This window comes from Chryseobacterium sp. CFS2, from assembly GCF_036543225.1.
Lineage (GTDB): Bacteria > Bacteroidota > Bacteroidia > Flavobacteriales > Weeksellaceae > Chryseobacterium > Chryseobacterium culicis_A.
The window spans coordinates 325,458-352,341 of the sequence record NZ_JAZHQU010000004.1 but is presented as its reverse complement, the minus strand read 5'-3'; the positions used below and the strand labels follow the sequence as shown (position 1 = coordinate 352,341).

The window sequence follows — 26,884 nt, the reverse complement described above, 5'->3', positions numbered from 1 at the left end:
AAAAAACCGCAGAACTCTCGTTCTGTGTTTTTTTTTGTTTTTAATAGAGGTTTTAATTTGTTTTGTTTATTTGTTTTAATAATTTAATTTAAATCATTGTTTTTTTAGTATATTATGTACGTGTTTTTGGTTTTTAAAGTGAATTTTTTGTGTTATAGAACTTGTAGTATAGTTGTTGTTTTTTAATTGAAAATATTCATTAAAGTTTTTTTAAGAAAAATATATATAATAGTAACTTTATTAAGTTTATTAAGCGAAATTTCTAGAAACAAAAAACATGAAAAATTATTTATTACTGGGAGCTTTTTTGGTTCCCATGTTTTTTTTGGGGCAGGTCGGGATACTGACTTCAACTCCTCAGAAGACCTTACATGTCAACGGTTCATTACAGGTAGTAAATGAATTAAATGTAGGTGGAGATAGTACAACAGCTGGATCAGCAGGAATTTCCGGTCAGATTCTGACTTCTAACGGTGTTGCGGCTGCACCCTCATGGCAAACAGTGAATACAATAAGCGGAACGATTAACAACGCTTATTATGTACAGGGAACTACAGCTGCTACAGCTGCTCCTGGAGCAACAATTGATGTGCCGGGAGTTACTATTACTTTAACAGTTCCTGCAGGGAGAACTCAGACCTTTTTATTTACTATTTTAGGATATGCTACATTATTAGATGGTAATTCGAGCCAAGGGGTTTTTGCCCTTTTACAGAATGGAGTGAAAATTTCTTCAGCTTTCGCTACTAAAGCAGGAAGTTTTCCTGGGGGAATCACTTTGCTAAATATGCCGATTCCGGTGACATTTTTGAAATCGGTAACCCTTGCAGCGGGAACTTATACTTTTAAAATTCAATATACTTCGTGGTCTGGGAGTGCTACAGTTAATTTTGTTCCTTCTGCTTATGCAGGATATAATGGTGATACAGAAGCAATGCTTACTAAGATGCAGGTTTTGGTATATAATAATTAAACATTTTAATCAAAAAACAAAAAACCGCAGAATGAAAGTTCTGCGGTTTTTTATTTATATAGTATACTCTATTAAAGGCTTTTTAATAATTTTTCTGTGTCAGAAGAATCCTGTCCGGTACTTTTTGCCAGTTCAATAGATTTTTCAGCCCACATTTTTGCATTTTTCTTATCTCCTACCTTATTGTAAAGATTGGCTAGCGTATCTGTATTGGCAAAGTTCTGGTCTTTCTTTACAGATTCTTGTGCCCATGTAATGGCTTTTTCCAGAGATGTCTTATTGCTTACATTTTCAAAGAAGTTCCATGCAAGAGAATTCAGTTCTTCAGAACCTGCTGCAGAATAATCTTTGTAAAGGTCAAGGATTAATTTTTCATACTCAGGAATATCTTTGTTCTTTAAAGCTCTGTTGGCTTTCATTCTTTTTAAAATCTTGTCGGCCTCTTCTTTGCTCAGGAATTTCTGGGTTTCAGCCATGAAATAGTTGTCATCCCATTTTTTTGTATCCGGGTTATAAGCTTTTTTAGAAACAGTGTTCAGCTTGATGTTTTTATCAAACTTTTCGTATTTATCTTCAGGGAAGAATTTAATGATCTCTGCTTTTTTATCCTGGAACATCTTGTACAAAGGACTATCTGTTGTCTGAACCCCTGAAAGAAGCATCTGGATATCTTCCTGATCTAAATTGGGTTTCTGCTGGAAATAACGGTTAAGTACTTTTCCGGCAAACTCAGCATCGTTATACATAGTAAGTCCGGCAAGATTCTTTAAAAACTCAGGGTTTTTCTCTCCCTTTTCAAATTGCTGTTTCAGAGAAGTAAGTCTTTTATTCGGGTCTTCAGCATCTTTGGCAAACTGGATAAAGTCTTTTTCTTCTACATATCCTAACGTTCTGTGTACTGCTTCACCGTTTCCGTCAATAAACAGATAGGTAGGGAATGCTTTTACGTTATATTTTTTGGCAAGCTCAATTCCTTCTCCTTTTTCCATGTCAATTTTAGCATTGATAAAGTGAGAATTGTAATAATCACCTACAGACTGAAGCGGGAAAATATTTTTCACCATTAGCTTACAAGGTCCACACCATGAAGCATATGCATCAATAAAGACCAGTTTTTTTTCTTTTTTTGCTTTGGCAAGGATAGAAGCAAAGTTGCTGTCTTCAAATTTAATTCCCTGCGCCCATGCAAGGGCTCCTATAAAGATTGAGGAAAGTATGGCTATTTTTTTCATAAAAACTTTTATTCCCTGCAAATGTAATAAATATGATGACATATGAGTCGTTCATATTGAAAATAATTATAAAGGAACTTTAGTTTTAAAACAGCTATCAAGGCGTATGAAAGATAATCATCTATTGTTTTAGTCTTATTATTAAAATTAACGCAAATGACTGTTTTAAGGTAAATGATTAAATTTCAATAGAATGTTTTAATAAAAAATAAAATATCACTAGTTTTGTAAAAAACAAAAAGACACTCCGTGAAAATAATGATGAATTATTATAGAATAAAAATAATAATTTGTTTTCTTATGCCTAAAAGTCTTCTGAAATTTTTGTTTTTGCTGGCAACAGCAGTTCCCATATTCGCTCAAAAAAAAAATAACTTTGACCTTATCTGTGAGAAGACTTCTTCTGTTACAGCCTATAAGGATTTACCCAAAGCCATCAAAACTGCAGATTCTCTGTATATGAGGGCACAAACATCTTCAGAGAAGATCAAATGTCTTGTTCTTTCTTCGGAGCTATATCATCATGCAGGAGAACTAAAAAAAGCAATCTGTTTTAGTGAAAATGCCCATTCGGTAATCAATCAGATGAATGATCCGGAATGGATGGCCGTGGTGACCAGATTACTTGCGAGGCAATATAGACAGGTAGGGTTATACGAAAGATCCAAAAAATACATTGTAAAAGGGCTGGAGGCTTCCGGACGGATTACCGATTTTCAAAAAAGTAATGAAGCCGCAGGGCTCCTGAATCAGGAAATGGCCTTCTATGAGATGGAGCTTGGGAATTATCCCAATGCGATACGGCATATTGAATCCTCTCTGAAATATTTTGAAAAAATAAACAGCTATAACGAAAGCAGAACAGCAGCAGCTTCATATCAGCTGTTGGGAGATGTCTATTTCAAACTTAATGATTATTCTGTTTCCGAAGATTACTATCGAAAAGCGGAAGGACTGCTTAAAAATGGAAGCTGTACAATGGGGCTGGTTTATAACGGGCTTGGAGGTATACGCCTGAAGCAGAAAAACTGGAAGGATGCTGAGGTGTATCTTAAAAAAGCAGAAAAAATTGCAGACACATCCCGAAGTCTTAAACTTAAAAAAGCCGTTTATTCCAATATTAACGATTACTATGAAGGAATTGGAGACAATTTTAAAGCTTCATTATATGCTGTGAAATATGTACGTGCTTATGATAGCATTGCAGCCCGTAATCAGAGTTTTGCTGCGAAGGGTGGAGAAATTCTGAAAGGAAAGAACAGTAAAAAAGGAGCACATATGAATCTGGCAAAAAATGCAGCCATTATCATTCTGTTTACTTCGCTGGTTGTTTTACTTGTTTTATTCAGGGCAAAGCAGAAAAAACAGCGTTCAAAGTTCAGAAATATTATAAGAGCTCAGTTAAATATGATCAGTAACAGAACTCAGTATTCTTTACAACAACCCGATGGTGCCGAATTTTCCAATATATCTGTGGAAGAAATTGATGAAAAAGACTCTGAAGCAGACCGCAGACGGAATGATTCCCTGATGACTTCCGAAACAGAATCAAAATTGCTTGAACTTCTGGAAAATTTTGAAAAAGGTGATCTTTATAACAACAAAGGAATGTCCCTTTCTTTTCTTGCCGGTGAATTGAATACCAATACAAAATATCTGTCTTATGTTATCAATCAGCATAAAAGTGCAGACTTTAAAACGTATGTCAATCGTCTAAGAATCAATTATATTGTAGACAAATTAATCAATGATGAAAAGTACCGACAGTATAAAATAAGTATCCTTGCCGATGAATGCGGATTCTCTTCACACAGTAAATTTGCTGCTGTCTTTAAAGCGGTTACAGACTATTCTCCATCAGCATATATCAAATATCTGGATACTGAAAAGCAATCAGACAAAAATATCCATTTTCCCGAAAATGATTAAAAACAGCTTGTTTTTTTAATTCTACCTTACCATTTTCACGAAAATGAACAACCTATTATTTTAAAGAAAAGCTTTGCTGGTATATATTTGCATCAGTTTCACGGGACATGATGTAATTCTGCTGCAGCTTATCATTTTTATTTTCTTCTTTCAAGATAAGAGTAAGCCCAAACTGCAATTCCCTTTTTTTTAGCTTTTAAGGAAAATATTCTTCTGATCAGGAATATGAACCATATATTATAATCGGGGTTGATTGCCCGGTTTTTTTTCAGTCAAGTTTTTTTAAGTGCAAATCCACAGATTTCTGTGGATTTGTGATTTTATTTAACTTTTGTACTGTCGGTTTTAATTTTTGAAGTATCAGAGGTTGCGGGTGAAGGGATGGAGTTGGCCACAGCAGAATCTCCCATTTTATTTCTTAAAGAATCTTTATTGTGAGCCTCTTTATATTCCTCTCTTTTTTCTTTATTTTGAGCACAACTTCCAAGGAAAAGAAGTCCAAGAACAGCTCCTATCCATAATTTTTTCATAATAGTTAATTTTGATTGTTGATGATAATCAAATATAAGGAATTAATTAAAAGATAAAAGATAAAAGATAAAAGATAAAAGATAAAAGATAAAAGATAAAAGATGTTGTCATTAAAATTCAATAGGGGTGGGTTTTAACCCGCCTTTAAAAATAATATATCATCATCGGCTTTAGCCAAAACCTAAATAATAGTCCTTTAAAGCTAAAACTTGATGATAACTTCGACATTTCTGGTTATTCAATAAAAAAAATCTGCAGAGCTTTCATCTGCAGATTTTCCATTTTTAGATCGAATGTTATATAAATACTATTTGACAGGAGACGTTGCCATAGAATCCCTTTTTATCTTGATACTGTCAGGATTCGTCATTTTTGTAGTCATGGTATCAGTTGTTGTAGGAGGTATACTTTTTTGCGTATTACCTACTGCTGCTGAATCCCGGCTACTGGTTGACATTGTCGATTCTTTGGTTCCACAGCTCACTGCAAATATTCCTATTCCAACGGCTGTTAACAATAACTTTTTCATATTCTTCTATTTTGAGGTGTAGTAACAAAAAATCAATAATTATTCCTAACAGTACCTGGGAAGTCGTAAAATATCTGTAAAGTTTGTTAAAAGATGTTAGGTAGCAGGTTGCAGGGAATAGGAGTTAGAAGTTAGAAGTTAGAAGTTAGAAGTTAGAAGTTAGAAGTTAGAAGTGGGAGCGTGTTATGGAAATGAAAGTACTTTTTTAACTGCCAGTAACCTTAAACTCTAAACTTTAAACCTTGAACCTTGAACCTTGAACCTTGAACCTTGAACCCGAATCCTCGTATCCACAAAAAAGCCCCGAAACCGAAATTCCGAGGCTGCTATATCATTTATCAATGATCGTTTATTACCCTAAATATGGATATTTGTAGTTTTTTGGAGAAACAAACGTTTCTTTTACGCTTCTTACAGAGGTCCATCTTAGAAGGTTCATTTTAGAACCTGCTTTATCATTAGTTCCTGAAGCTCTACCACCACCGAAAGGCTGTTGTCCTACTACGGCACCCGTTGGTTTATCGTTGATATAGAAGTTACCGGATGCATTTTCTAACGCTTTAAAAGCTTCATTAATTGCGTAACGGTCTTGTGAGAACACAGAACCAGTCAATGAATAAGGAGAAGTAGAATCTACAAGTTTTAGTGTTTCTTTCCAGTCCTGATCTTCATATACGTAGATCGATAAGATTGGGCCGAAGATCTCTTCCACCATACTTTCGTAGTGAGGATTTGTAGTTTCGATTACTGTTGGGTGTACAAACCATCCTTTAGAATCGTCAACTTTTCCACCGATGGCTACAGCAGCTTCACCGGAAGCATTTGCTCTGTCGATGTATCCTTTACATTTTTCGAAAGAATTTTTATCAATTACAGCGTTTACGAAGTTTGAAGTATCTTCTGGAGAACCTACTTTAATAGAGTTCATCTGAGTTTCCATTACTTTTTTCACATCAGCCCAAAGAGACTTAGGTACATACGCTCTTGAAGCAGCAGAACATTTTTGTCCCTGATATTCGAAAGCACCTCTTACCAATGCAGTTGCTACAGCTTCTACGTTAGCAGAAGGGTGAGCGATTACAAAATCTTTACCACCTGTTTCTCCAACGATTCTTGGATATGTTCTGTAGTTGTGGATATTGTCTCCGATCATTTTCCACATTCCCTGGAATACTTTTGTAGAACCTGTGAAGTGAAGACCTGCAAAATCACGGTGTGCCAATACTTTTTCAGCAGTTTCTTTTCCATCTGTAAAGATCATGTTGATAACACCTGCAGGAAGACCAGCTTCGATTAATACATCCATGATTACTTTTGCAGAATATACCTGCTTGTCAGAAGGTTTCCAAACCACTACGTTTCCTAACATTGCCATACAAGTCGGAAGGTTTCCGGAAATTGCTGTAAAGTTGAATGGAGTTACTGCAAAACAGAATCCTTCTAATGGTCTGTATTCCACGCGGTTCCAGATTCCATTGTCAGAAACTGGCTGCTCAGAATACATTTCTGTCATGAACTCAACGTTGAATCTTAAGAAGTCGATGAACTCACAAGCTGCATCAATTTCAGCCTGGTGTACATTTTTAGACTGTCCGATCATTGTTGCAGCGTTGATCACATCTCTGTAAGGACCAGCCAAAAGATCAGCTGCCTTTAAGAAAATTGCTGCACGCTGTTCCCAGCCTAGTTCATTCCATTCTTTTTTAGCTGCCAATGCCGCATTGATAGCGTCATCCACATGCTGCATACCACCCTGATAGTAGAATCCGAAATCATGAGCATGATCCTGTGGAGACTGAAGCTGTACTTTTGTATCCGTTTTTACTTCCTTTCCGTTGATGATCATTGGGATTTCTACCTTTTCAGCCCACATTTTTTTATAAGTGTCGATAAGGCTTTTAACTTCCGGAGATCCCGGTTCATAAGAATTTACCGGCTCGTTTACCGCTAATGGTACTTGCGAAATTGCTTTTGACATATTACGTTTTATTATTTTATTAAATTAAATAAGATGTGTATACAAATTTACGATAATTATAAGGAAAGAAAAAAATACCGCCTGCTTTTATGGAATAAACTTGATTGTTGAATAATCATTAATGGATAACGGTTTTTTAACATATGAAATTGAGAATACAAGATGTATTTATTCGATTTCTTAAATAGAAGGAAAAGATGAGATGAACAATCAGAATTATGGGAATGGGGACAATTAAATATTTGTCATAGTTTATAAATAGTGCTTATGTATTGTAAATAAGGGATTTATAGTGGAATGTTAAAAATACATAAAATTGCATTTGTTGCGATTTTGAACATTTTAAATAATTTTTTTGATAGCCTGGGTTTTAAGATTGTTCTAATTTTACACCATTATTAACAGTATGAAAAAAAGAGTCTTATTTTTCTCTTTTGTGATATTTTTCTCAGCGTTGTGTGCAGGTCTTTTTGCACATACAGGGAAAACTCAACCATACTCTGATATTCTTTCAAAAATTCATCTCCTTCAGCAGAAATCTGATCAGCAGACCCAGCCTGAAATGTATAGCTTTTCAGATGCACAGGATGTACAGGATTCCAACGACTGGGAGAAAGTGAAGTTTGACTATTCGATACTTGCACAGCAGTGGTTACACTATTTCTTTGCAGATTATACTTACAATACACGTGTTGCGGCCGTTCAAACCCGTATTTATATTACCGAACCAAGATACATTCTGTATCATTCCCTGCAGATAGCACGCTGCTAAATCTTTTAAAATTTTAATGATTCGTTATGATTTGTATTCATGTCAATACAAGTCCGTAAAAATCATTCCCATTTTACATTTCTGAACATTTCTATTTGCCTTTGCAGAAAGGCGAACGGGATTCTGTTTGTCCAATTTTAAATAAAAATATTATGCACTTAACACCGAGAGAAACGGAGAAGCTTATGCTATTTCTGGCAGGCGAGCTCGCTCTAAAAAGAAAGGCAAGAGGCCTTAAATTAAACTATCCGGAATCCATAGCACTCATCAGTCATTTTTTGCTTGAAGGAGCAAGAGATGGAAAAAAAGTAGCCGAATTGATGCAGGAAGGCGCTCATCTTCTTACTAAAGAGGATGTAATGCCTGGCGTGGCAGAAATGATCCACGATGTTCAGATTGAAGCCACTTTCCCGGATGGGACTAAACTTGTAACCGTACACAATCCAATCCGTTAATACCTACTGATTATGATACCAGGAGAAATTTTTGTAAAAGAAGGTACAATTATCTGTAATGAAGGCAGAGAAACTGTAAAAATAAAAGTAACAAATACAGGAGACCGTCCTATTCAGGTAGGTTCACACTTCCATTTTTTCGAAGTTAATAAAGCCATGAGTTTTGACCGTGAAAAAGCTTTCGGAAAGAGACTGAATATTGTAGCAAGTACTGCCGTTCGATTTGAGCCGGGAGAAGAAAAAGAAGTGGAATTGGTAGAAATAGGAGGAACTAAAAAAGCAATGGGTTTCAACAACCTTGTCGATGGGCAGGTGGATTCTGAAGAACAGAAAAAAGCAAGCCTTGCAAAAGTTGAAGAATTAAACTTTAAAAATCACTAAGATGAGCTTACACGTAGACAGAAAACAATACGCCAATATATTAGGTCCTACAGCCGGAGACAAAATCAGACTAGGGGATACTGAAATTATTATTGAAATTGAAAAAGATTTCACGCACTACGGAGACGAAGCCGTTTTCGGAGGAGGAAAAACAGTCCGTGACGGAATGGGACAGAATGTTACTGCTAAAAGAGACGAAGGTGTTTTGGATCTTTGTATCACTGGAGCCGTAATTATTGACCACTGGGGAATCGTAAAAGGGGATATCGGAATCAAAGACGGAAAAATTGTAGGAATCGGAAAAGCCGGTAACCCTGATACAATGGACGGAGTGACTCCCAATATGATTATCGGAGCTTCCACGGAAGTTCATGGTGGAAAAGGGTATATCGTAACAGCAGGAGGAATTGACACCCACATTCACTACATCTGCCCTCAGCAGATTGAAACATCCTTATACAGCGGAATCACAACAATGATTGGCGGAGGTACAGGTCCAAATGATGGAACGAATGCCACAACTGTTACTCCGGGAAGATTCAATATGCAGAAAATGCTTGAAGCCGCTGAAGAATATCCTATGAACCTTGGATTTTTCGGAAAAGGGAACTGCTCGGCAGAAGAACCTATTGAAGAGCAGGTAGAAGCAGGTGCTTTGGGAGTAAAAATCCACGAAGACTGGGGAGCAACTCCTGCAACCATTGATGCAGCCTTGAAAGTAGCGGATAAATATGACGTTCAGGTTGCCATCCACACCGATACTCTGAATGAAGGAGGATTTCTTGAAGATACCATGAGAGCAATCAACGGAAGGGTAATTCACACCTTCCACACAGAAGGAGCAGGTGGAGGTCATGCTCCGGATATCATTAAAGCGGCCATGTATCCAAACGTATTGCCGGCTTCTACAAACCCTACACGTCCTTACACGGTTAATACCATTGATGAGCATTTGGATATGCTGATGGTATGCCACCACTTGAGTAAAAATATTCCTGAAGATGTGGCGTTTGCAGACTCTCGTATCCGTCCTGAAACCATTGCCGCAGAAGATATCCTTCATGATATGGGTGTTTTCAGCATCATGAGTTCGGATTCCCAGGCGATGGGAAGACCCGGAGAAGTGATCACAAGAACCTGGCAGACGGCAAGTAAAATGAAGGAGCAGAGAGGTGATTTGGCTGAAGATAAGGACAGTGGAAACGATAACTACCGTGCAAAAAGATATGTAGCTAAATATACCATCAACCCAGCTATTGCACACGGTATTTCAGAATATGTAGGATCAATTGAAGAAGGGAAATTGGCAGATTTGGTCATCTGGAAACCTGCATTATTTGGAGCAAAGCCGGAAATGATTGTAAAAGGCGGATTTGTAATTGCTGCTAAAATGGGAGATCCGAATGCATCCATTCCTACGCCTCAGCCTATTATTTACAGAAATATGTTTGGAGCTCATGGAAAAGCTAAGTTTGGAACTTGTGCCAATTTTGTTTCTCAGATCTCTATCGACAACGGAACTATCGCTTCCTATAAATTAGAGAAAATGATTCTTCCGGTGAAAAACTGTAGAAATATTTCAAAAAAAGACCTTATCCATAACGATAAGACTCCTCTGATTGAAGTGAATCCTGAAAACTACAAAGTAACAGTAGATGGTGAGTACATCACTTGTGAACCGGCAGAAAAACTTCCTTTAACCCAGTTGTATTTCTTATTCTAAGATAAATTTAAAGTACAGTATCTGAAAGCGAAATTATTTGGTTCTGTCATTCTGACGAAGGAAGAATCTCGCAGGAATCCTTTCGTTCAGAATGACACTTTCAGGTACTCCTTTATCCCAGGTTTACTCACTGAATGTAAAATAATTATAGAACGAAGGTTAAAAATGAAATATTTAAATAAAACAGTTTTTTCTCTTGCTGTAGCCGGAATGTCTGTGCTTTCAGGAAATCTGGGCGCTCAGTTTCTTGGCGGACATAGGCTTAAAAGTGATGAAGAAGGACCCAAAGGGCAGTTTATGGTGTACGGTTCATTAGACTACTCTAAAATTACAACACCATCAAGCAGCAGCAGTACAGTTTCCAGCGCACCGCTTGGAGTGGGATACTTCATCAATAATAATGATCTTATTGGAGTCAACTATGCCTACTCACAGAATACGGTAGACCATAACGTTGTTTATAAGCAAAATGAGGCCGGTATCTGGTACAGTCCGTCAGTAATGCTTGGGAAATACTTTGTATTAATCGGGCAGGTGGATGCTCATTATGTTTGGGGACAGCAACTTTCAACGGCTGCTGATGCTATGCAGAACTTTAATGGATTCCGTCTTCGTGCCTATCCTTTGATCGGGATTTTGCTGGGTGGAGGCTGGGCATTGAAATTCAAATTTGCTGAGCTTTCAATGCTGCAAACCAAAATGAAAGAAGAAGGCTGGACAAAAAGCTATGTAGCAGGAATCAGCGGTTCAACATTCGGGGTAGGCATTTCCAAAAACTTAGACTTCAGAAAAAAATCTAAAAATGATAATTAATCAAATCATAGGCAATCTCTCTGAAAATTCTTCAGATAAAACCATAGACTATCTCGATTTGGAATGGTTTGAAACCACCAAAAGAATTCAACGTAAAAAAACCAGAAAAGGAACTGATATTGCGATCAAGTTTCTAAGAGAGGGACAGCGTTTGCGTGAAGGAGATATTCTTTTTGAGGATGCAGAAAAAATAATTGCAGTAAACGTTCTCGAAACAGAAGCGATTGTGATGTCGCCTGCTTCACTGTTAGAAATGGGTACCGTGTGCTATGAGATCGGAAACAAACACATTCCGCTTTTCATTCAGAATGATAAAGTATTGCTTCCTTTTGAAATGCCCATGTTCAGATGGCTGGAAGCAAGTGGTTTCAGACCGGAAAAACAATCTGTAAAACTGCTGAATCTTCTTAAATCGAATGTAGAACCTCATGGACATGGAAGTCTGGGCTCAACAATCTTTACAAAAATCCTAAAAATGGCCGCCCCAAAAGATGAATAATATGAACATAAACTTCCTGTCGGGACTGCTTCATCTTGCAGATCCTACACTTCCCATCGGAGGATATACCCATTCCAACGGACTTGAAACGTATGTTCAGGAAAGAATTGTACATAATGCAGATACGGCAAAAGAGTTTGTGCAGAATATGCTTCAGTACAATCTTAAATTCAATGATGGAGCTTTTGTAAAACTGGCTTATAAAGCTGCAGAAAAAGGAGATTTAGAAACATTGATACTTCTCGATAATGAATGCAATGCAATAAAATGCCCGAGAGAAATCCGCCAGGCCAGTCAGAAATTAGGGCTCAGACTGATTAAGATTTTCAAAAGACGGGAAAGTTTCCCTTTTATGGAGGCTTTTGAAAAAGCAGTTCAGCATAAAGAAGCCAATTCTCATTACTGTATTGTATTCGGAGTATATGCTTACTTAATGAAGATTCCTTTGTATGAAGCTCTTTTGGGATTCTATTACACCTCTGTTGCAGGAATGATTACCAATGCGGTAAAGCTCGTTCCTCTCGGACAGCTGGATGGACAAGATATTTTATTCTCACTATATCCCGTAATGGAAAAAACAGTATGGGAAACAATGGAAATGGACCGGGATATGGTGGGACTTTGCAACACTGCCTTTGATATCAGGTGTATGCAGCATGAAAGACTGTATTCAAGACTTTATATGTCCTAAAAGATAAAAGAGCAAATTGATGAATTGCCCTCTGCTGAGTGAAACACCTTTACGATCGTAAAATATTCTCAATCAAAAAAACTTAGCGCTCTTAGCGTTAAAAAAAATAAAAAAAATGGAAAATAGAAAATACATAAAAGTAGGAGTAGCAGGACCTGTAGGTTCAGGAAAAACTGCACTATTAGAACGTTTAAGCAGAAAATTATTCGGTAAGTATGACCTTGGAGTAATTACCAATGATATTTATACCAAAGAAGACGCTGAATTTATGGCGAAAAATAGCCTTCTTCCCCACGACAGAATTATCGGAGTAGAAACAGGTGGCTGCCCTCATACTGCTATCCGTGAAGATGCAAGTATGAACCTTGAAGCAGTAGATGAACTAGCAGCACGTTTCCCGGAAATTGAACTCGTTTTAATTGAAAGTGGAGGGGATAATCTTTCAGCGACATTCAGTCCCGATCTTGCTGATGTTACCATCTTTATTATCGATGTAGCGGAAGGAGAGAAAATTCCTAGAAAAGGAGGACCTGGTATCACAAGATCAGACCTTTTGATCATCAACAAAATAGATCTTGCCCCTTATGTAGGAGCCAGCCTTGAAGTGATGGAAAATGATGCCAGAAGAATGCGAAAAGGAAATCCTTTTGTATTCACCAATCTTAAAACAGATGAAGGATTAGATAAAGTAATCGGTTGGATCAAAAAATATGCTCTTTTAGAAGAAGTTGAAGAACCGAACTTAGTAAGATAAATGGATAGTCGTTTAAAAATTATTGCAGGATTCAAGGGAGGAGAATCCTATGTGAAAGACCTTTATGTCTCACTTCCTTTCAGAGTAGTTTCTGTAGGACAGCGAAAAAGTGACAAAAAGCTCTATCAGATGGTGATGAGCTCCTCTCCGGGAATTCTGGATGGTGATCATTACCATTTAGACGTTGCCATTGAAAAAGGAGCTGCCCTTCAGTTACAGTCACAATCCTATCAAAGGCTTTTCAATATGAAGGATGAAGCGCGTCAGGAACTGAATGTTTCAATGGAAGATGAAACTTCTTTTGCCTATGTTCCGCATCCTATCGTTCCGCACGAGGATTCCAACTTTAAAAGTAAAGCGAATATTCATATTGGGAAAAATAGTCAGATCATCATCAGCGAGATTATTACCTGTGGAAGAAAACATTATGGAGAAGTTTTTAAACTGAAACGTTTTCAGAATGTGATGGAAATCTACCACAACAATAAACTTGTTGTAAAAGATAATGTCCTGATCCAGCCTGATATGATCCCAATCAATAGCATCGGAAATCTCGAACAATATACCCACCAGGGAACCCTGATTTTTTACAGTACAAAAGAAAATGTAGATAAAACTGGATTGATTGAGGAGATTGTTGAAGCCGCAACACAGCATCATGAAGAAATGGAAGTGGGTGTTTCCGCTATGGAAGATAATGGTTTTGTAGTAAGAGCTTTGGGACATGGCGGAGAACTGATGTACAACTTTTTCCTTCATATTCAGGAAATCCTTTGGACACTCGAGTAAAAAAGGAGAGCCTTGTCAAGGTTCAAAACCTTGACAAGGCTCTCAGGTAAAAAAATAAATAAAAAATGGATAGTACAGTTTGGGCACTTCTTTTAAGTGCTGTTTCAATAAGCTTTATACATACAGCCTCGGGGCCCGATCATTACCTGCCTTTCATAGTGATCTCAAAATCCAAAAAATGGAGTGGAATGAAAACCGCAATATTAACGGTTGTCTGTGGATTCGGACATGTGCTGAGCTCTCTGATCTTGGGTTTTATCGGAGTTTTTCTCGGATGGCAGCTGAATAAAATTTCATGGTTTCAGGATATTAGAGGGAACTTTTCAGGATGGGCATTGCTGATCTTTGGAGGGGTTTATCTGGTATATGGTCTCATTCAGGCAATCAGAAACAAACCTCACAAACATTTTGATGTGATGGGGGATGATGTATATGTATACGAACATAATCACAGCGAAGTGGTAATGCCTCAAAAAAGAATAAAAGTAACTCCGCTTGTGCTTTTTATGATTTTCGTGATGGGCCCCAGTGAGCCTCTTATTCCTTTATTATTTTATTCAGGAGTAAAACATTCTATGTCTGAAATTGCTGTTCTGGTTATTTCTTTTACGGCAACTACGGTCCTGACAATGCTTGGAATGGTTCTTTTGGGACGTTATGGTTACTCAACATTATTCAACACTGAAAAACTGGAAAGGTATATGGGAGTGGTAAGTGGAGCAGTAGTAACCGTTTGCGGAGTTGGAATGGTCTTTCTTGGATGGTGATGAGGTTCGGGATTCTAATGAAGGGGTTTGTGGGTAAGAGTGAGTGAGAGCTTTAGGGTAAAGTCCCGCTTTCAGCTCCCAACTTCCAACCTCCTGCTATTAATTTCAAATCATCAATACATTTTACATTGTACAAAATACATTATACAAAAAAAACTATGGACGAATTTTTCAAAAAACTTCCCTTTATCGATAAGGTTTTAAAAGGAATCGGGCAGATTATGCTCCAGGAAAACAGATGGACCGGGCTTTTGTTTCTGATAGGAATTTTTATGGGAAGCTGGCAGTGTGGAGTGGCAGTACTGCTTTCCACAGCAACCGGAACTTTTACGGCGATGAAACTTAGCTATGCCAAATCTGAAATCAACGCAGGGCTTTACGGCTTCAGTGCAGCCCTTGTGGGAGTAGCATTGGCATTTTTGTTTCAGACAACATTCTTAATATGGATTCTTATCGTATTGGGAGGAGCGTTGGCAGCTGTTATTCAGCATTTCTTTATCCAAAAGAAAATTCCGGTGTTTACTTTTCCATTTATCATTATCACATGGGTATTGGTATTCACGCTGCATCATTTTACTCATATTCCGCCTTCTGCGATGTTGAGCAGTGAAGTTATTCCTACAGAATATGATGATTTTCTTGCTTGTACCAATGGTTTTGGGGAAGTAATATTTCAGGGAGGCATACTTTCAGGAATGATTTTCTTCCTGGCTGTTTTCATAAGTTCTCCGATAGCGGCTTTATATGGATTGGCAGCTTCTATATTGGGAGCCGGATTATCACAATTGAATGGAGAACCTATCAAAGAAATTCACATGGGATTATTTGGATTTAATGCCGTGCTTTCCGCAATTGTTTTCTCCGGAGTAAAGAAAACAGATGGTCTGTGGGTATTGATTGCCGTTCTTTTAACCATTGCTATTGATGATCTTTTAATTGATAATCACTGTCTGGATAGAGTGGGTGGTGTATTTACGTTCCCATTTGTAGCCGGAACCTGGATTACGCTTTTAATTCAGAAAGTATTTCTTAAAGCAAAAAAATTAAGGGTTAGAGAGTTTTAGAGTTGGAGGGTTTGAGAGTGAGACAGTTCAACGTTTAAAGTTCAAGGTTTAAAGTTTAAAGTTTAAAGTTTTTTTCACGATGATTGACCATTTACTTGCGAAGCAAAATTCACTATTGATATTCCTCTAACCTCTGGTTTCTAACTTCTAAAATTCAAATATAATTAAACTAAAAAAATGAAAATAACAAAAATAGCCGCAGTATTTCTGGTCATGGCATTCAGTGGAAAAATAATGGCGCAGGAAGCAGAAAAACAGTTGCTAATAAAAGATGCAGATGACAAATTTCCTATTGCAGATGCTTTGGTAAAATATGACCACGGAAACAGCCATACTCACACAGGAACAGACGGAACATTTGCCATTCCTGTAAAATCCCTTCCTGATACCCTTGTGATCAGCCGTCAGGGATACGATGAGGTAAAATGGGTGGTGGCCAATGATGAGGATAAAAATAAAGTTATTTTTTTACAGCATAAGCCTTTTCAGATTTCTGAAGTAGCCATTAATCACAGTTCGTTTTTATCCGCCATTACAAAGGTTGATCTGAACAAATTTCCGGTAAATTCCGCGCAGGATTTGTTGAGAAAAGTGCCGGGATTGTTTATTGCGCAGCATGCCGGAGGTGGAAAGGCTGAACAGCTTTTCCTAAGAGGATTTGATGCCGATCACGGTACCGATGTAAGCGTAAATGTAGACGGAATGCCGGTGAATATTGTCTCTCATGCCCATGGTCAGGGATATTCAGATTTACATTTTGTGATTCCTGAAACGGTTAATAATATTGATTTCGGAAAAGGAGCCTATTACATGGATCGTGGAGACTTTAATACAGCCGGATACGTAGATTTTCAGACGTACAATGGTTTGAAAAACAGTATGATTAAACTGGAAGGAGGTTCATTCAATTCAAAAAGAGTATTGGGAATGTTCAATATTCTGCATGATGATCTGGGCAGAAAAAATGCCTATATCGCAGCAGAGTACAATTATACAGACGGTCCTTTTGATGTAAAACAGAATTTTAACAGAGTCAATATCTTCGGAAAATACAACCAGTGGCTTACGGATAAAGACTATTTCAATATCCAGTTCTCAACATTTAATTCTTCCTGGAATGCTTCCGGACAAATTCCCGAACGCGCCGTAGATGATGGAATCATCGGACGATGGGGAAGTATTGATCCTACAGAAGGCGGAAAAACTTCCAGAACAAACCTTCAGATGAATTTTAAACACATTATTTCTCCTTCCGAACAGATTGATGCCATGGCTTTCTATTCAAAATATAATTTTAATCTGTATTCTGATTTTACCTTTAATTTAAAAGATAAAGAACATGGAGACGAGATTCAGCAGACGGACGGAAGAAATATTTACGGAGCTGAAGTAAAATACATCAAGACTTTTTCATTTGCCAACAGTTCTTTAAACTGGACTTCAGGAATTGGATTAAGAAATGATGATATTAATACCCTGCAGCTTAACCATGTGTATCACAGAGATCTTCTGTTAGACCGTTTGTCTGATGTAACAGGAACAGAAACCAATCTTCATGCTTATTCCGGACTGGTTTGGAAAACAGGGAAATGGACGATTAATCCGGCTTTGAGAGTAGATCATTTTATTTTTAATATGCACAACCTGCTGGATGTGGAACAATTGCCTTCCGGACAGTCAAAAGAAGCAACAAGACTGAGCCCTAAACTTAATTTCTCCTATGCCCAGAATGATAACGTAATGTGGTTCCTGAAAACAGGAATGGGCTTTCACTCCAATGACCTGAGAGTGGTAGTTCCCAATAAAAACGAAAATACACTTCCGTACTCTATTGGCGCAGACTTCGGAGTAAGATTACATCCGTTCAAATCATTAATTATTACTCCGGCATTATGGTATATGGATCTGCAGCAGGAATTTGTGTACGTAGGAGATGATGCCGTAGTAGAACCTTCCGGAAAATCAAGACGTTTCGGGGCCGATCTGGGAGTTCGTTTTCAGCCATTGGAAAACTTCTATCTGAATGCGGATATCAACTATTCCCACGCAAGATTTACTGAAGAAGAAAAAGGACAGGATTATGTACCGCTGGCTCCGGTAGTAACCAGTACAGGATCTGTAAACTGGGATTTCCTGCACGGATTTTCTTTAGGACTGCAGTACCGATATTTGGGAGCAAGACCTGCTGTGGAAGATAACAGCATCAGAACCAAAGCTTATTTTGTAAATGACCTGATGCTTTCTTATAACCGTCAGAAATGGGGCGCTAATGTGCAGCTGAACAACCTTTTCAATGTGAAATGGAACGAAGCTCAGTTTGCCACAGAAACCCAGCTGAAAGGAGAAGCAGAACCTATTACAGACCTTACGTATACTCCGGGAAGTCCTTTTGGAGTGAGAGTTGGAGTGTACTATAAATTCTGATGTATAATGTATAATGTATAATGTATAATGTATAATGTATAATGTATAATGTATAATGTATAATGTGGCGCGGGCAATTGTTTGTTGAATATTTTAAAATAAAAAAGTGACCGTTCAAATAATGCTACTCTTATACATTGTACATTTTACACCCGACATTGTACAAATTACAAAAACATCCAAATATTCAATTTTCAGTATTAAATTTGTAATAATCAATTCACTATGGAAGTACTATCCAATTTTCAATATAAAAAGCTTTTTCTCCCGAATATTACGGATAAGATATTAGCCAATAATGCTGATATACAGCTGTATCGGATAGAAAATTATCTTAAAGGTATTCTCATGCCGGTCATTCCGTACCGTACAACGTTCAATTTTATTATTTTCGTGACCAATGGACATATCAGACAGTATCTTGAAAATAAAGAATACCACGCTGAAAAAGGCGGTGTGATCTTTATTAAACAGGGAACCATCACGGCTACTGTTGAGTTATCAGACGATATTGAAGGTTTCTTCCTTGCCTATGAAAATAATATTCTGTCTGAACAGGAACTTCCTAAACATAAAAGCAGTATTTTTTTCATGACTCCTTTTTTGAATCTTGACAGCCTGACCTATGGAACGATTACCCAACTTCTCCCTATCATGGAGCAGGAACTATGGCTGAATAACCTCAATGTCAATGATGTTGTGGTTACCATGCTTCATCTTATTTTAATCAAGATGCTGAGTACAGATTCTGATACCCATCATAAATCTGCCACACGGCCAATGGAGCTGTCCCTTCAGTTCCGGGATCTTTTGTTCAAGTATCATGTAGGAGAAAAGAGAGTGGCTTTTTATGCTGATAAACTATCGGTAACGGAAAGTTATCTGAATAAATGTGTGAAAGGAGTTACTCAGAAGTCCCCAAAACAATGGATCAACGAGATTGATATCAATTACAGTAAAGCATTACTGCACTCCAGTAAAGACATTGCGGAGATAGCTTACGAATTGAATTTTCATACCGCCTCCCATTTTACACAGCTTTTCAAAAAAATTGCAGGCATTACGCCAAAGGAATATAGAGTTCAGTTTTTGAACAACAACAGGATTTCAATATAATTAGGCTGGAAGCTGGAAGCCAGATGCTGGAAGTATTGCAGTAACCTAATCAAAATAAGTTGAAAGTTCAGAATTTGATTTCAGGAATTTCAGAACTTCCATCTCCCTGCTTCCTTTCTTCCATCTTCTCACATTCTCTCGTTTTCAAGAATTTTCAGAACCAGCTTTTCCTCTTTTGTCAGATCGGCTTTTCCGTCATTTTCTTCAATAACTTCCAGCTCATCAAGATATTTTTTGATGGTATTGTTCTCGTAAAGATTGATGACTAATGGATGAACATAATATTTTCTACAGACAGCAGATGTATTTCCCAGATTTTCTGCAACGATATCCAGAGCTTCTTTTACTTTCTTTTTATACTGAGAATCATTTTCTGCATACCCGATTTCTTTAAAAGCAATCAGAGCACTTACTGTTCCTGACCATGTTCTGAAATCTTTTGCCGTAAAATCCTCACCGCTTATTTCTTTAATATAATCGTTTACCATTCCGGAATCTATTGAATGCCGGTTTCCCTCATCATCAAAATACTGGAAAAGTTCTTTTCCGGGAATATCCTTACATTTCTGAACCAACCTCGCCAGCCTTTTACTTTTAAGGTCGATTTGATGCATAATACCTTTCTTTCCTTTAAAAGAAAAAGAGATTTTCTGTCCGTTTACCTTTACATGTTTATCCTTTAAAGTGGTCAGGCCAAAAGAACCATACAGTTTTTCATAGACATTATTTCCAATACGGATATTGGTTCTTTGCATAAGGCTTACAATTAAGGCCAGGATTTTTCGTTTTTCAAAATTTCTCAGTGCCAGATCCTGTTCTATATGCAGCCGGATGTCCGGTAGCGCATACCCGAACTGAAGCATTCTGTAAAACTTGGTATGATTTCTTAAAGCGCTCCAAAGAGGATGGTAGCGGTATTGTTTTCTTTTTTTGACATCAAAGCCTGTTGCCTGAAGGTGTCCATTGTCAAGAGCACAGATCCATACATTTTCCCAGGCAGGTGGAATAACCAGACTTTTGATTCTGGTAATTTCTTCCTTATCTTTTATCTTTTTGCCGTCTTTATAATAGGAATATGTGTTTCCGGTTTTCTTACGGGTAATTCCGTCGGTTTCTGCATCGGTGGTATATACGAGATGTACCGCCTTTGCAGAAGCTTCCGGATCCTTCATTATTTTAACAATTTTTGAAGGCTTAAGGTGAGAAATGATCTCCAAATCTGTATTCTTCTCCATAAAACATGGTTAAGAGTTTTTACCCTTCGAAAAAATCAGTAAAAGAATCCCTACTATCACACAGACTAAGATTATTCCCCACCACATTCCTGCCTTAAAAATCGTTTCTACTGCTTCACAACTTGTTAGTGTCAACAAACTTAATATCGTAATACTATAAAAGCTCCATTTTTTCATAAGTATATATTTTGTGGGTGTGTTAGATTCTGAGTCGGTCAGCCCTCCATTTTTTTATAGACCTTTTAATTTCGTCTCCTGAGATGTTTTCATGAAGTGCTCTGTATAAAAGCTCTTTGAATTCATCATCATAGGTAAATCTCAAGGCAGCAATCTGGTCAAATCTCAGTTTTTCAGCAGTTTCATCAGATCTTTTATTGAAAATCTCGAAATAACGCTGCTTAAACTCCAGAATTACCATCCGGTTTTGAAGTCCCAGTGCATAATGCTGCCGTGTCATAAATGCCAGATAAAAAAGCAAAAAAATCACAACAGAAAAGAGTATCCAGACCAGCTGATTTCCAGGATCATCCCAGATTTTGTAAATTCCTAAAATCTCCAGTATAATAAGCAATGGAAGATAAATAAAATGATGTGGCGGATAAAATTTCCTGTGGTTATTGTAGTTTTGCTGTTTCATGAAGTAGAATGAAGCAATAATCCTTCCAAAAATTTATTATTTTGATAATGTGGTAGTTTTTTTTACTTGAAAATGGTTTTTTTTATTGAATATGTTTAAGGGTTTGATTTTTTTTTAGAGCCCATTAAAAATAACAGATTATTAAGCAAAATAGGCAGTAGATTTACCCTTCAGACATCAAATTTTTTGTAACTTTCGGTGGTTAAAAATAAAAATAATGACTTCAAAGGAAAAAGTTGCTGCACTTCGTGAAGAAATGCAGAAAAATAATGTTGATGCATTTATAGTATATTCTGCAGACCCGCATATGAGTGAATACCTTCCTGAAGAATGGCAGGAGAGAGCTTGGCTGTCTGGTTTCTTGGGTTCCGCTGGTTTTGTGGTGGTTACCAAGGATAAAGCCGGACTTTGGACAGACGGAAGATACTTTACTCAAGCCGCTATCGAGCTGGATGGTTCAGGAATCGACCTTTTCAAAGAGGGTATGGAAGGAACTCCCAATTATATCGACTGGATCATTTCAGAAATTCCTTCCGGCGGTAAAGTGGCGGTAAATGCTGTGGCAGCTTCCAATGCAAACTGGGAATTGCTTTCTCAAAAATTGAATTCAAAAAATATTACGCTGGTAGATTTTCCACTTTTAAAAGAAGTTTGGAAAGAAAGAGGAATTCCATCTGCCAATCCAATTTTTGTACATCCGGTAGAAAGAGCAGGGAAATCGGTATCCGATAAAATTTCTGCAATCCGTCAGAAAATGGAAGAACAGGAAGCTACCGTACATATTATCTCAAGCCTGGATGATGTTGCCTGGACACTGAACCTGAGAGGAAGTGATGTAGACAGCAATCCTGTATTTTTAGGATATATTGTGATTACTAAAAATGATGCGGTGCTGTTCACAGGATTAGAAAAAATGGAAGTGGCTGCAAGAAAACAAATGGATGATGCCTTTGTGAAAATGATGCCGTACGAAGAATTCTACAATTACCTGAAGACATTCAAAAATGAAAAAGTATTGGTTTCTCCAAACAGCAACCAGCAGATTTTCGAAACATTAAAGACAGACAATCAGTTTATCAAAGCTCCGGTTCCCGGAAATCTGATGAAAGCTCAGAAAAATGAAGCTGAGCTTGAAGGTTTCAGAACAGTAATGGTAAGAGATGGAGTAGCGATGGTGAAATTCCTTTACTGGTTAACTCACAACGCTGGAAAAGAAGCAATGAATGAATATTCTATCGGTGAAAAACTGAGAGGCTTCCGTGCTGAAGGAGAAAATTTTGTCGGAGAAAGCTTTGGATCTATCGTAGGATATAAAGATAACGGTGCAATCATGCATTATTCTGCCAAAAAAGAAGGAAGCAAAGACGTTACCAACGAGGAAACAATCCTTGTAGACTCAGGAGGTCAGTATCTTGAAGGAACTACAGATATTACGAGAACTTTTGCTTTAGGAACACCTTCAGAAGAGTTTAAAAGAAATTCAACATTGGTATTACAGGGATTGATCCGTTTATCCATGGTGAAATTCCCGAAAGGAACAAAAGGTGTACACCTTGATGCTATTGCAAGGCTTCCGTTATGGATGGAAGGTAAAGACTTCAACCACGGAACAGGACATGGGGTAGGAAGCTTCATGAATGTACACGAAGGACCACAAAATATCAGAAAAGACCTGAATCCTCAGGAACTTCTTCCTGGAATGGTTTGTTCAAACGAACCTGGATATTATCTGGAAGGTCATTATGGAATTCGCCATGAAAACCTGATCGCAGTAAAAGAAGCAGAAAAAACAATTCACGGAACATTCTATGAGTTTGAAACATTGACGTTCTGCCCATTCTTTAAAGACACTGTAGTGAAGGAAATTCTTTCAGAAAATGAAATTGCATGGCTGAATGGTTACCATAAAACCTGTGAAGAAAAGCTGGCTCCTCATTTAGATGGAGAAGTTAAAGAATGGTTCCTGCAATTGGTAAGCCCTCTTTAATAAAGATAAAGTTCAGGATGAAAAGTACATGATAATCATTACTTTACATTTTGAATTCTAAACAATAAACAGAAGAATTGTTAGATAAACCAAAGTCCTGTAAGGTATTTCCTGCAGGGCTTTTCTTTTTATACAACCGTATTTTTACGGATATAATTCTAGGGATTCCACTGATGGATAAAAACCGGGACTGGCTTATCTTTGTTATAACAAAACATCATTCATATCTTCATAAATAACTCAAGTAAATTCAAAACGGTATATCATCTCGTCCTGAGATGATTTTTTTTTGCTGTTAATTGAAGTTTATCAATATGCTCTCGCTTAAAAAGAGTCTGTCTCGGAAGTGTCATTCTGACGAAGGAAGAATCTTATTAATAACAATAAATATGAGATTCTTCACTACATTTCATTTCGTTCAGAATGACAAAAGCCAAACTATTTCACTTTTGAGACAGCCTCCGCCTTTACTTTTTTAAAATAGAATTCTATAAAAATCAAAACGCTGCGTTTACAAAGAAGTATTTTATTTATTTTCGCTGAAACTTATTTTATAGAATGGAACGTGAATATTTCCGAAGCTTTAATCTGTTTTCAGAAGATGAAATTGAAGAGTTCCTGAAATTTTCCGAGTTAAGACTCGTTAATAAAAATGATTATTTCATACAGGAAGGAGAACTTTGCAAAGAAGTAGGATTGGTGAAATCTGGTATTTTCCGTTCTTTTTATACTTCAGATGAAGGAAAAGACATGACCTATTGCTTCAGATTTCCCAATCATATGATTGCTGCCTATTCATCATTTGTTTCAGGTTGTCCCAGTAAAGAAAGTATGCAGGCTATTACCAATGCAGAACTGATTATTCTTAAAAAAGAAGCAGTAGATGAGTTGGTAAAGAACAGCATCAACTGGACGAAATTTTTGAAGATCATTGCAGAGCAGGAATATCTTGAACTTGAAACACGTTTTTTTCAGCTTCAGAGAGACAGCGCAGCGCAACGATATGAAACATTATTAAAGAATCATCCTGACTATATTCAGAATATTCCATTGCAGTATCTGTCTTCTTATCTGGGAATTACCCAACGCCATTTAAGCCGTATCAGAAAGGAAATTTCTTTTTAGACATTTGTCCTGCTCATTGAAATAGGAGCGCTCTACTTTTGTCAAAAAAAGTTATGGAGCAGAATATTTTAATTATCGGAGGAAATGGATTGGTAGGAAAAACGATTTCCCGCATTCTCAAATCAAGAAATCCTCATATCAATGTTTTTATTGGTGGAAGAAAAGGGGGAAAAACGGATAAAGACCTAAGGATTGATGTTACAGATCCTTCCTCTTTTAAGGTTATTGTAGAAAAAAAAATAAACCTCATCATTCTTTCTGTGAATGATAAAGAAGATCATATACTTCATTTCGCGATTACTCATCGAATAGATTATCTGGATATTACCAAACCTACTCCGGCTTTGGTAAAAGCTTATGCTATTGCCGGAAAAGCAGACGTGAACAGCAGAATTGTATTCAGTTCAGGATGGATGGGCGGAATTGTCCCGGGATTGGTGAATGCCCTTTCGGATTCAGGTGATATCAATGAAGTAAAACTCTTTGTATACTATTCTGTGAAGGATCTGGCAGGCGAGAGTTCGGCTCACTTTATGGCAGAAAATGTAGCGGTTCCTTTTGTGTATTATCAAAACGACAGGCCGGTTTCTATCAGACATTTTCTAGATACGGAAGCTTTTAATTTTTCCTTTGGAATTAGTAAGAGAAGTGCTTATAATTTTGATGTGCCTGATCTGTATATTCTTAATAAGGTGGAAAGAATTTCCGATGTGAGTGTGAAAATGACATATAATTCAAAATTCATTACCTGGTTGCTGGGCGCATTTCAATCCCTGAGGATCTACAATATTTTATCTTTAAAAGAGAGAAAAATGATTTTCGGTTCCAGTGGGAACGGAGATCAGTCTGTTTTTGAAATTGTTGTTGAAGATCCGTCCGGACAAAAGAAATTGAGCCTTCAGAGTTTAAAAGGACAGGCAGAACTAACTGCTTTATCGGCTGTTTTACACACAGAAGAGCTACTGAGAAACCCCCATGAAAATAAGGTGTACTTCAGCCATCAGCTGCACGACCCATTATCTTTAATGGCACAGCTTCATGCTTATGATTCAATTAATATTAATGTCACGCAATGAAAAAAATAGCAATTATCAACGGACATCCTAATAAAGATTCCTTCAATTTTGGTCTTGCGGAAGCATATCGGTTGGGAGCAGTAGAAACAGGTGCAGAAGTAAAAGAAATCGTCATAAGAGATTTAAATTTCAATCCCAATCTGCAGTTTGGATACCAGAAAAGAATGGAACTGGAGCCGGATTTGATGAAAGCCTGGGAAATTATTCAATGGGCAGATCATTTGGTTTGGGTACATCCCGTTTGGTGGGGCGGATTTCCAGCCTTGATGAAAGGATTCATAGACCGTCTTTTCTTACCGGGAATGGCTTATAAATACCGGGAGAATTCTGTCTGGTGGGATAAACTTTTAAAAGGTAAAACGGCACATATAATGACTACATTAGATCAGCCAGGTTGGTATTACCGTTTGTTTTTTGGAAGGCCCAGCGTAAATCAGCTTAAAAAATCCATACTGGAATATTGCGGCGTAAAACCTGTTAAACTAACTTATATCGGGATTATCCGGAATTCTAAAGATGAGCAGCGGGCTCAATGGTTGAGAAAAGTGAAAGAATTAGGGAAGAAACAGAAATAATTTAAATTTTAGGATGTAGTAATGATAACTTTATCCGGCAATAATCGGTTTTTATTACCGGATAAAGTTTCATTGTTAAAGTGAAAATATTGTTGTTGCTCCTTTTTACAGACCCTTTTTCCCTTCAATCCAATAGGCCTGGGATTTTATACACTTGGGAGAAACACCTCTGGCTTTAAGGAACTTCCTGATTAAAGACATTCTTCCTCCGTTTCCGGTAAGGTAGAACACGGCATCATCATTGTAAATGGCTTCTTTTTCTTCTCTCAGAAAGTCATTCAAAGCTTCGATCATTCTCATGGTATTGTTTTTAGGACTGTGATAGCCATATAAATTGAGTTTCTCAAGAGCGGAACATTCTTCCAGTTCATGAAGACAAATGAATGAAGAACCACATTCCTCCACAGCTTCTTTGAGGGAAAGAGAACTTCCCAAAGACGTTTCATCTCCCACAGAAAAATGAATTTTTGCATCAGGAGCAAAGAACTGTTTTCCTCTGGGCATTAAAAGTTTTACAGAATCTCCTTGAGTCAATTGGGTTACAAAATGGCTTCCGGCGGCAGAAATGTCATGCAGGTGAAATAAAATATCAAAAGTTCCTGCTTCCCTGTTGAAATTATAAGGAGAATAATTCCGGAAATCCCGGTCGTTAATTCTTATTCCTATGGCGTAGGCAGGTTCATAGGGAACTTCCTGTAAATCTGTTTCAAAACGTATACGGCAAAGGTCTTCCGTAATTTTTTCTATATGCGTAACAGTACATTCTTTAAATTTTGAGGACCAAACATTTTCTACTGTGTCATTGATCCATTTTGGTAGGCTTGGCATA

The 26,884-nt window shown here is 37.3% G+C and carries 26 protein-coding genes; 19 read left to right on the top strand and 7 right to left on the bottom strand.

From position 1 onward, the window contains the following. Nucleotides 1-277 precede the first annotated feature (277 nt). On the top strand, nt 278-973 hold the full coding sequence (locus tag ODR02_RS11480) for a hypothetical protein (protein WP_309512531.1): 696 nt from the start codon (nt 278-280) through the stop codon (nt 971-973). 71 nt (nt 974-1,044) lie between these two features. On the opposite strand, the gene ODR02_RS11475 is transcribed toward ODR02_RS11480, so the two are convergent. Further along, a complete protein-coding gene (locus ODR02_RS11475; protein ID WP_309512530.1) occupies nt 1,045-2,205 on the bottom strand; it encodes a thioredoxin family protein in 1,161 nt (386 codons plus the stop codon). 300 nt (nt 2,206-2,505) lie between these two features. On the opposite strand from ODR02_RS11475, the gene ODR02_RS11470 reads away from it, so the two are divergent. Further along, nucleotides 2,506-4,134, top strand: a complete 1,629-nt coding sequence (locus ODR02_RS11470; RefSeq protein ID WP_209788583.1) for an AraC family transcriptional regulator — start codon at nt 2,506-2,508, stop codon at nt 4,132-4,134. 320 nt (nt 4,135-4,454) lie between these two features. Here the strand turns inward: ODR02_RS11470 and ODR02_RS11465 are convergent, their stop codons facing one another. The 3 genes from ODR02_RS11465 to pruA form a co-directional block, all read right to left on the bottom strand. After that, nucleotides 4,455-4,664 carry a hypothetical protein gene (locus ODR02_RS11465; RefSeq protein WP_209788585.1) on the bottom strand — a complete coding sequence of 70 codons (210 nt, stop codon included), beginning with the start codon at nt 4,662-4,664 and terminating at the stop codon, nt 4,455-4,457. A 308-nt stretch (nt 4,665-4,972) separates the two neighbouring features. Next, nucleotides 4,973-5,122, bottom strand: a complete 150-nt coding sequence (locus ODR02_RS11460; protein WP_309512529.1) for a hypothetical protein — start codon at nt 5,120-5,122, stop codon at nt 4,973-4,975. A gap of 424 nt (nt 5,123-5,546) precedes the next feature. Next, nucleotides 5,547-7,172: an L-glutamate gamma-semialdehyde dehydrogenase gene (pruA, locus tag ODR02_RS11455; RefSeq protein WP_209788591.1), complete on the bottom strand. Its 1,626-nt coding sequence runs from the start codon at nt 7,170-7,172 to the stop codon at nt 5,547-5,549. Between the two features lie 406 nt (nt 7,173-7,578). Here pruA and ODR02_RS11450 point away from each other — a divergent pair, with 406 nt between their 5' ends. The 13 genes from ODR02_RS11450 (at nt 7,579) to ODR02_RS11390 (ending at nt 19,420) form a co-directional block, all read left to right on the top strand. Then, nucleotides 7,579-7,944 carry a hypothetical protein gene (locus ODR02_RS11450; RefSeq protein ID WP_105680949.1) on the top strand — a complete coding sequence of 122 codons (366 nt, stop codon included), beginning with the start codon at nt 7,579-7,581 and terminating at the stop codon, nt 7,942-7,944. A gap of 152 nt (nt 7,945-8,096) precedes the next feature. Beyond that, nucleotides 8,097-8,399 carry an urease subunit gamma gene (gene ureA, locus ODR02_RS11445; protein WP_105680948.1) on the top strand — a complete coding sequence of 101 codons (303 nt, stop codon included), beginning with the start codon at nt 8,097-8,099 and terminating at the stop codon, nt 8,397-8,399. Nucleotides 8,400-8,411: 12 nt separating this feature from the next. Beyond that, on the top strand, nt 8,412-8,780 hold the full coding sequence (gene ureB / locus ODR02_RS11440) for an urease subunit beta (RefSeq protein WP_047378418.1): 369 nt from the start codon (nt 8,412-8,414) through the stop codon (nt 8,778-8,780). Between the two features lies 1 nt (nt 8,781). Continuing rightward, entirely contained in the window at nt 8,782-10,503 is a 1,722-nt protein-coding gene (gene ureC / locus ODR02_RS11435; RefSeq protein ID WP_309512528.1) for an urease subunit alpha, read from the top strand. A 165-nt stretch (nt 10,504-10,668) separates the two neighbouring features. After that, nucleotides 10,669-11,316, top strand: a complete 648-nt coding sequence (locus tag ODR02_RS11430; protein ID WP_309512527.1) for a hypothetical protein — start codon at nt 10,669-10,671, stop codon at nt 11,314-11,316. Beyond that, nucleotides 11,306-11,815: an urease accessory protein UreE gene (gene ureE / locus ODR02_RS11425; protein WP_209788600.1), complete on the top strand. Its 510-nt coding sequence runs from the start codon at nt 11,306-11,308 to the stop codon at nt 11,813-11,815. Before ODR02_RS11430 ends, ureE begins: the two co-directional genes overlap by 11 nt. A 1-nt stretch (nt 11,816) precedes the next feature. Next, entirely contained in the window at nt 11,817-12,506 is a 690-nt protein-coding gene (locus ODR02_RS11420) for an urease accessory protein UreF (protein WP_209788603.1), read from the top strand. A 115-nt stretch (nt 12,507-12,621) separates the two neighbouring features. After that, on the top strand, nt 12,622-13,260 hold the full coding sequence (ureG, locus tag ODR02_RS11415; protein ID WP_105680942.1) for an urease accessory protein UreG: 639 nt from the start codon (nt 12,622-12,624) through the stop codon (nt 13,258-13,260). Further along, nucleotides 13,261-14,049 carry an urease accessory protein UreD gene (locus ODR02_RS11410; protein ID WP_209788606.1) on the top strand — a complete coding sequence of 263 codons (789 nt, stop codon included), beginning with the start codon at nt 13,261-13,263 and terminating at the stop codon, nt 14,047-14,049. It abuts the gene before it with no gap. A gap of 65 nt (nt 14,050-14,114) precedes the next feature. Further along, nucleotides 14,115-14,816, top strand: a complete 702-nt coding sequence (locus ODR02_RS11405) for a hypothetical protein (protein ID WP_105680940.1) — start codon at nt 14,115-14,117, stop codon at nt 14,814-14,816. Nucleotides 14,817-14,974: 158 nt separating this feature from the next. After that, nucleotides 14,975-15,880: an urea transporter gene (locus ODR02_RS11400; RefSeq protein WP_309512526.1), complete on the top strand. Its 906-nt coding sequence runs from the start codon at nt 14,975-14,977 to the stop codon at nt 15,878-15,880. Between the two features lie 177 nt (nt 15,881-16,057). After that, nucleotides 16,058-18,304, top strand: coding sequence for a TonB-dependent receptor (locus ODR02_RS11395; protein ID WP_309512525.1), 2,247 nt, complete (start codon nt 16,058-16,060; stop codon nt 18,302-18,304). A gap of 225 nt (nt 18,305-18,529) precedes the next feature. Then, a complete protein-coding gene (locus ODR02_RS11390) occupies nt 18,530-19,420 on the top strand; it encodes an AraC family transcriptional regulator (protein ID WP_209788615.1) in 891 nt (296 codons plus the stop codon). Nucleotides 19,421-19,548: 128 nt separating this feature from the next. Here the strand turns inward: ODR02_RS11390 and ODR02_RS11385 are convergent, their stop codons facing one another. Further along, entirely contained in the window at nt 19,549-20,655 is a 1,107-nt protein-coding gene (locus tag ODR02_RS11385) for a DNA topoisomerase IB (protein WP_309512524.1), read from the bottom strand. A gap of 199 nt (nt 20,656-20,854) precedes the next feature. Further along, the gene (locus ODR02_RS11380) at nt 20,855-21,292 is read right to left on the bottom strand and encodes a DUF6526 family protein (RefSeq protein WP_209788618.1); all 438 of its coding nucleotides are present in this window, start codon (nt 21,290-21,292) and stop codon (nt 20,855-20,857) included. A 217-nt stretch (nt 21,293-21,509) separates the two neighbouring features. On the opposite strand from ODR02_RS11380, the gene ODR02_RS11375 reads away from it, so the two are divergent. From ODR02_RS11375 to ODR02_RS11360, 4 genes are all read left to right on the top strand, one after another. Further along, complete coding sequence (locus ODR02_RS11375; RefSeq protein WP_209788620.1) at nt 21,510-23,279, top strand: aminopeptidase P family protein; 1,770 nt, start codon at nt 21,510-21,512, stop codon at nt 23,277-23,279. A gap of 558 nt (nt 23,280-23,837) precedes the next feature. Further along, nucleotides 23,838-24,404, top strand: coding sequence for a Crp/Fnr family transcriptional regulator (locus tag ODR02_RS11370; protein ID WP_209788623.1), 567 nt, complete (start codon nt 23,838-23,840; stop codon nt 24,402-24,404). Between the two features lie 53 nt (nt 24,405-24,457). Next, nucleotides 24,458-25,480: a saccharopine dehydrogenase gene (locus ODR02_RS11365; RefSeq protein ID WP_309512523.1), complete on the top strand. Its 1,023-nt coding sequence runs from the start codon at nt 24,458-24,460 to the stop codon at nt 25,478-25,480. After that, nucleotides 25,477-26,055 (top strand): NAD(P)H-dependent oxidoreductase, encoded by a 579-nt coding sequence (locus ODR02_RS11360; protein ID WP_209788628.1) that lies wholly within the window; start codon nt 25,477-25,479, stop codon nt 26,053-26,055. Before ODR02_RS11365 ends, ODR02_RS11360 begins: the two co-directional genes overlap by 4 nt. Nucleotides 26,056-26,160: 105 nt before the next feature. Here ODR02_RS11360 and ODR02_RS11355 read toward each other — a convergent pair whose 3' ends face one another. Beyond that, the gene (locus tag ODR02_RS11355; protein ID WP_105680930.1) at nt 26,161-26,883 is read right to left on the bottom strand and encodes a siderophore-interacting protein; all 723 of its coding nucleotides are present in this window, start codon (nt 26,881-26,883) and stop codon (nt 26,161-26,163) included. Nucleotide 26,884 lies beyond the last annotated feature (1 nt).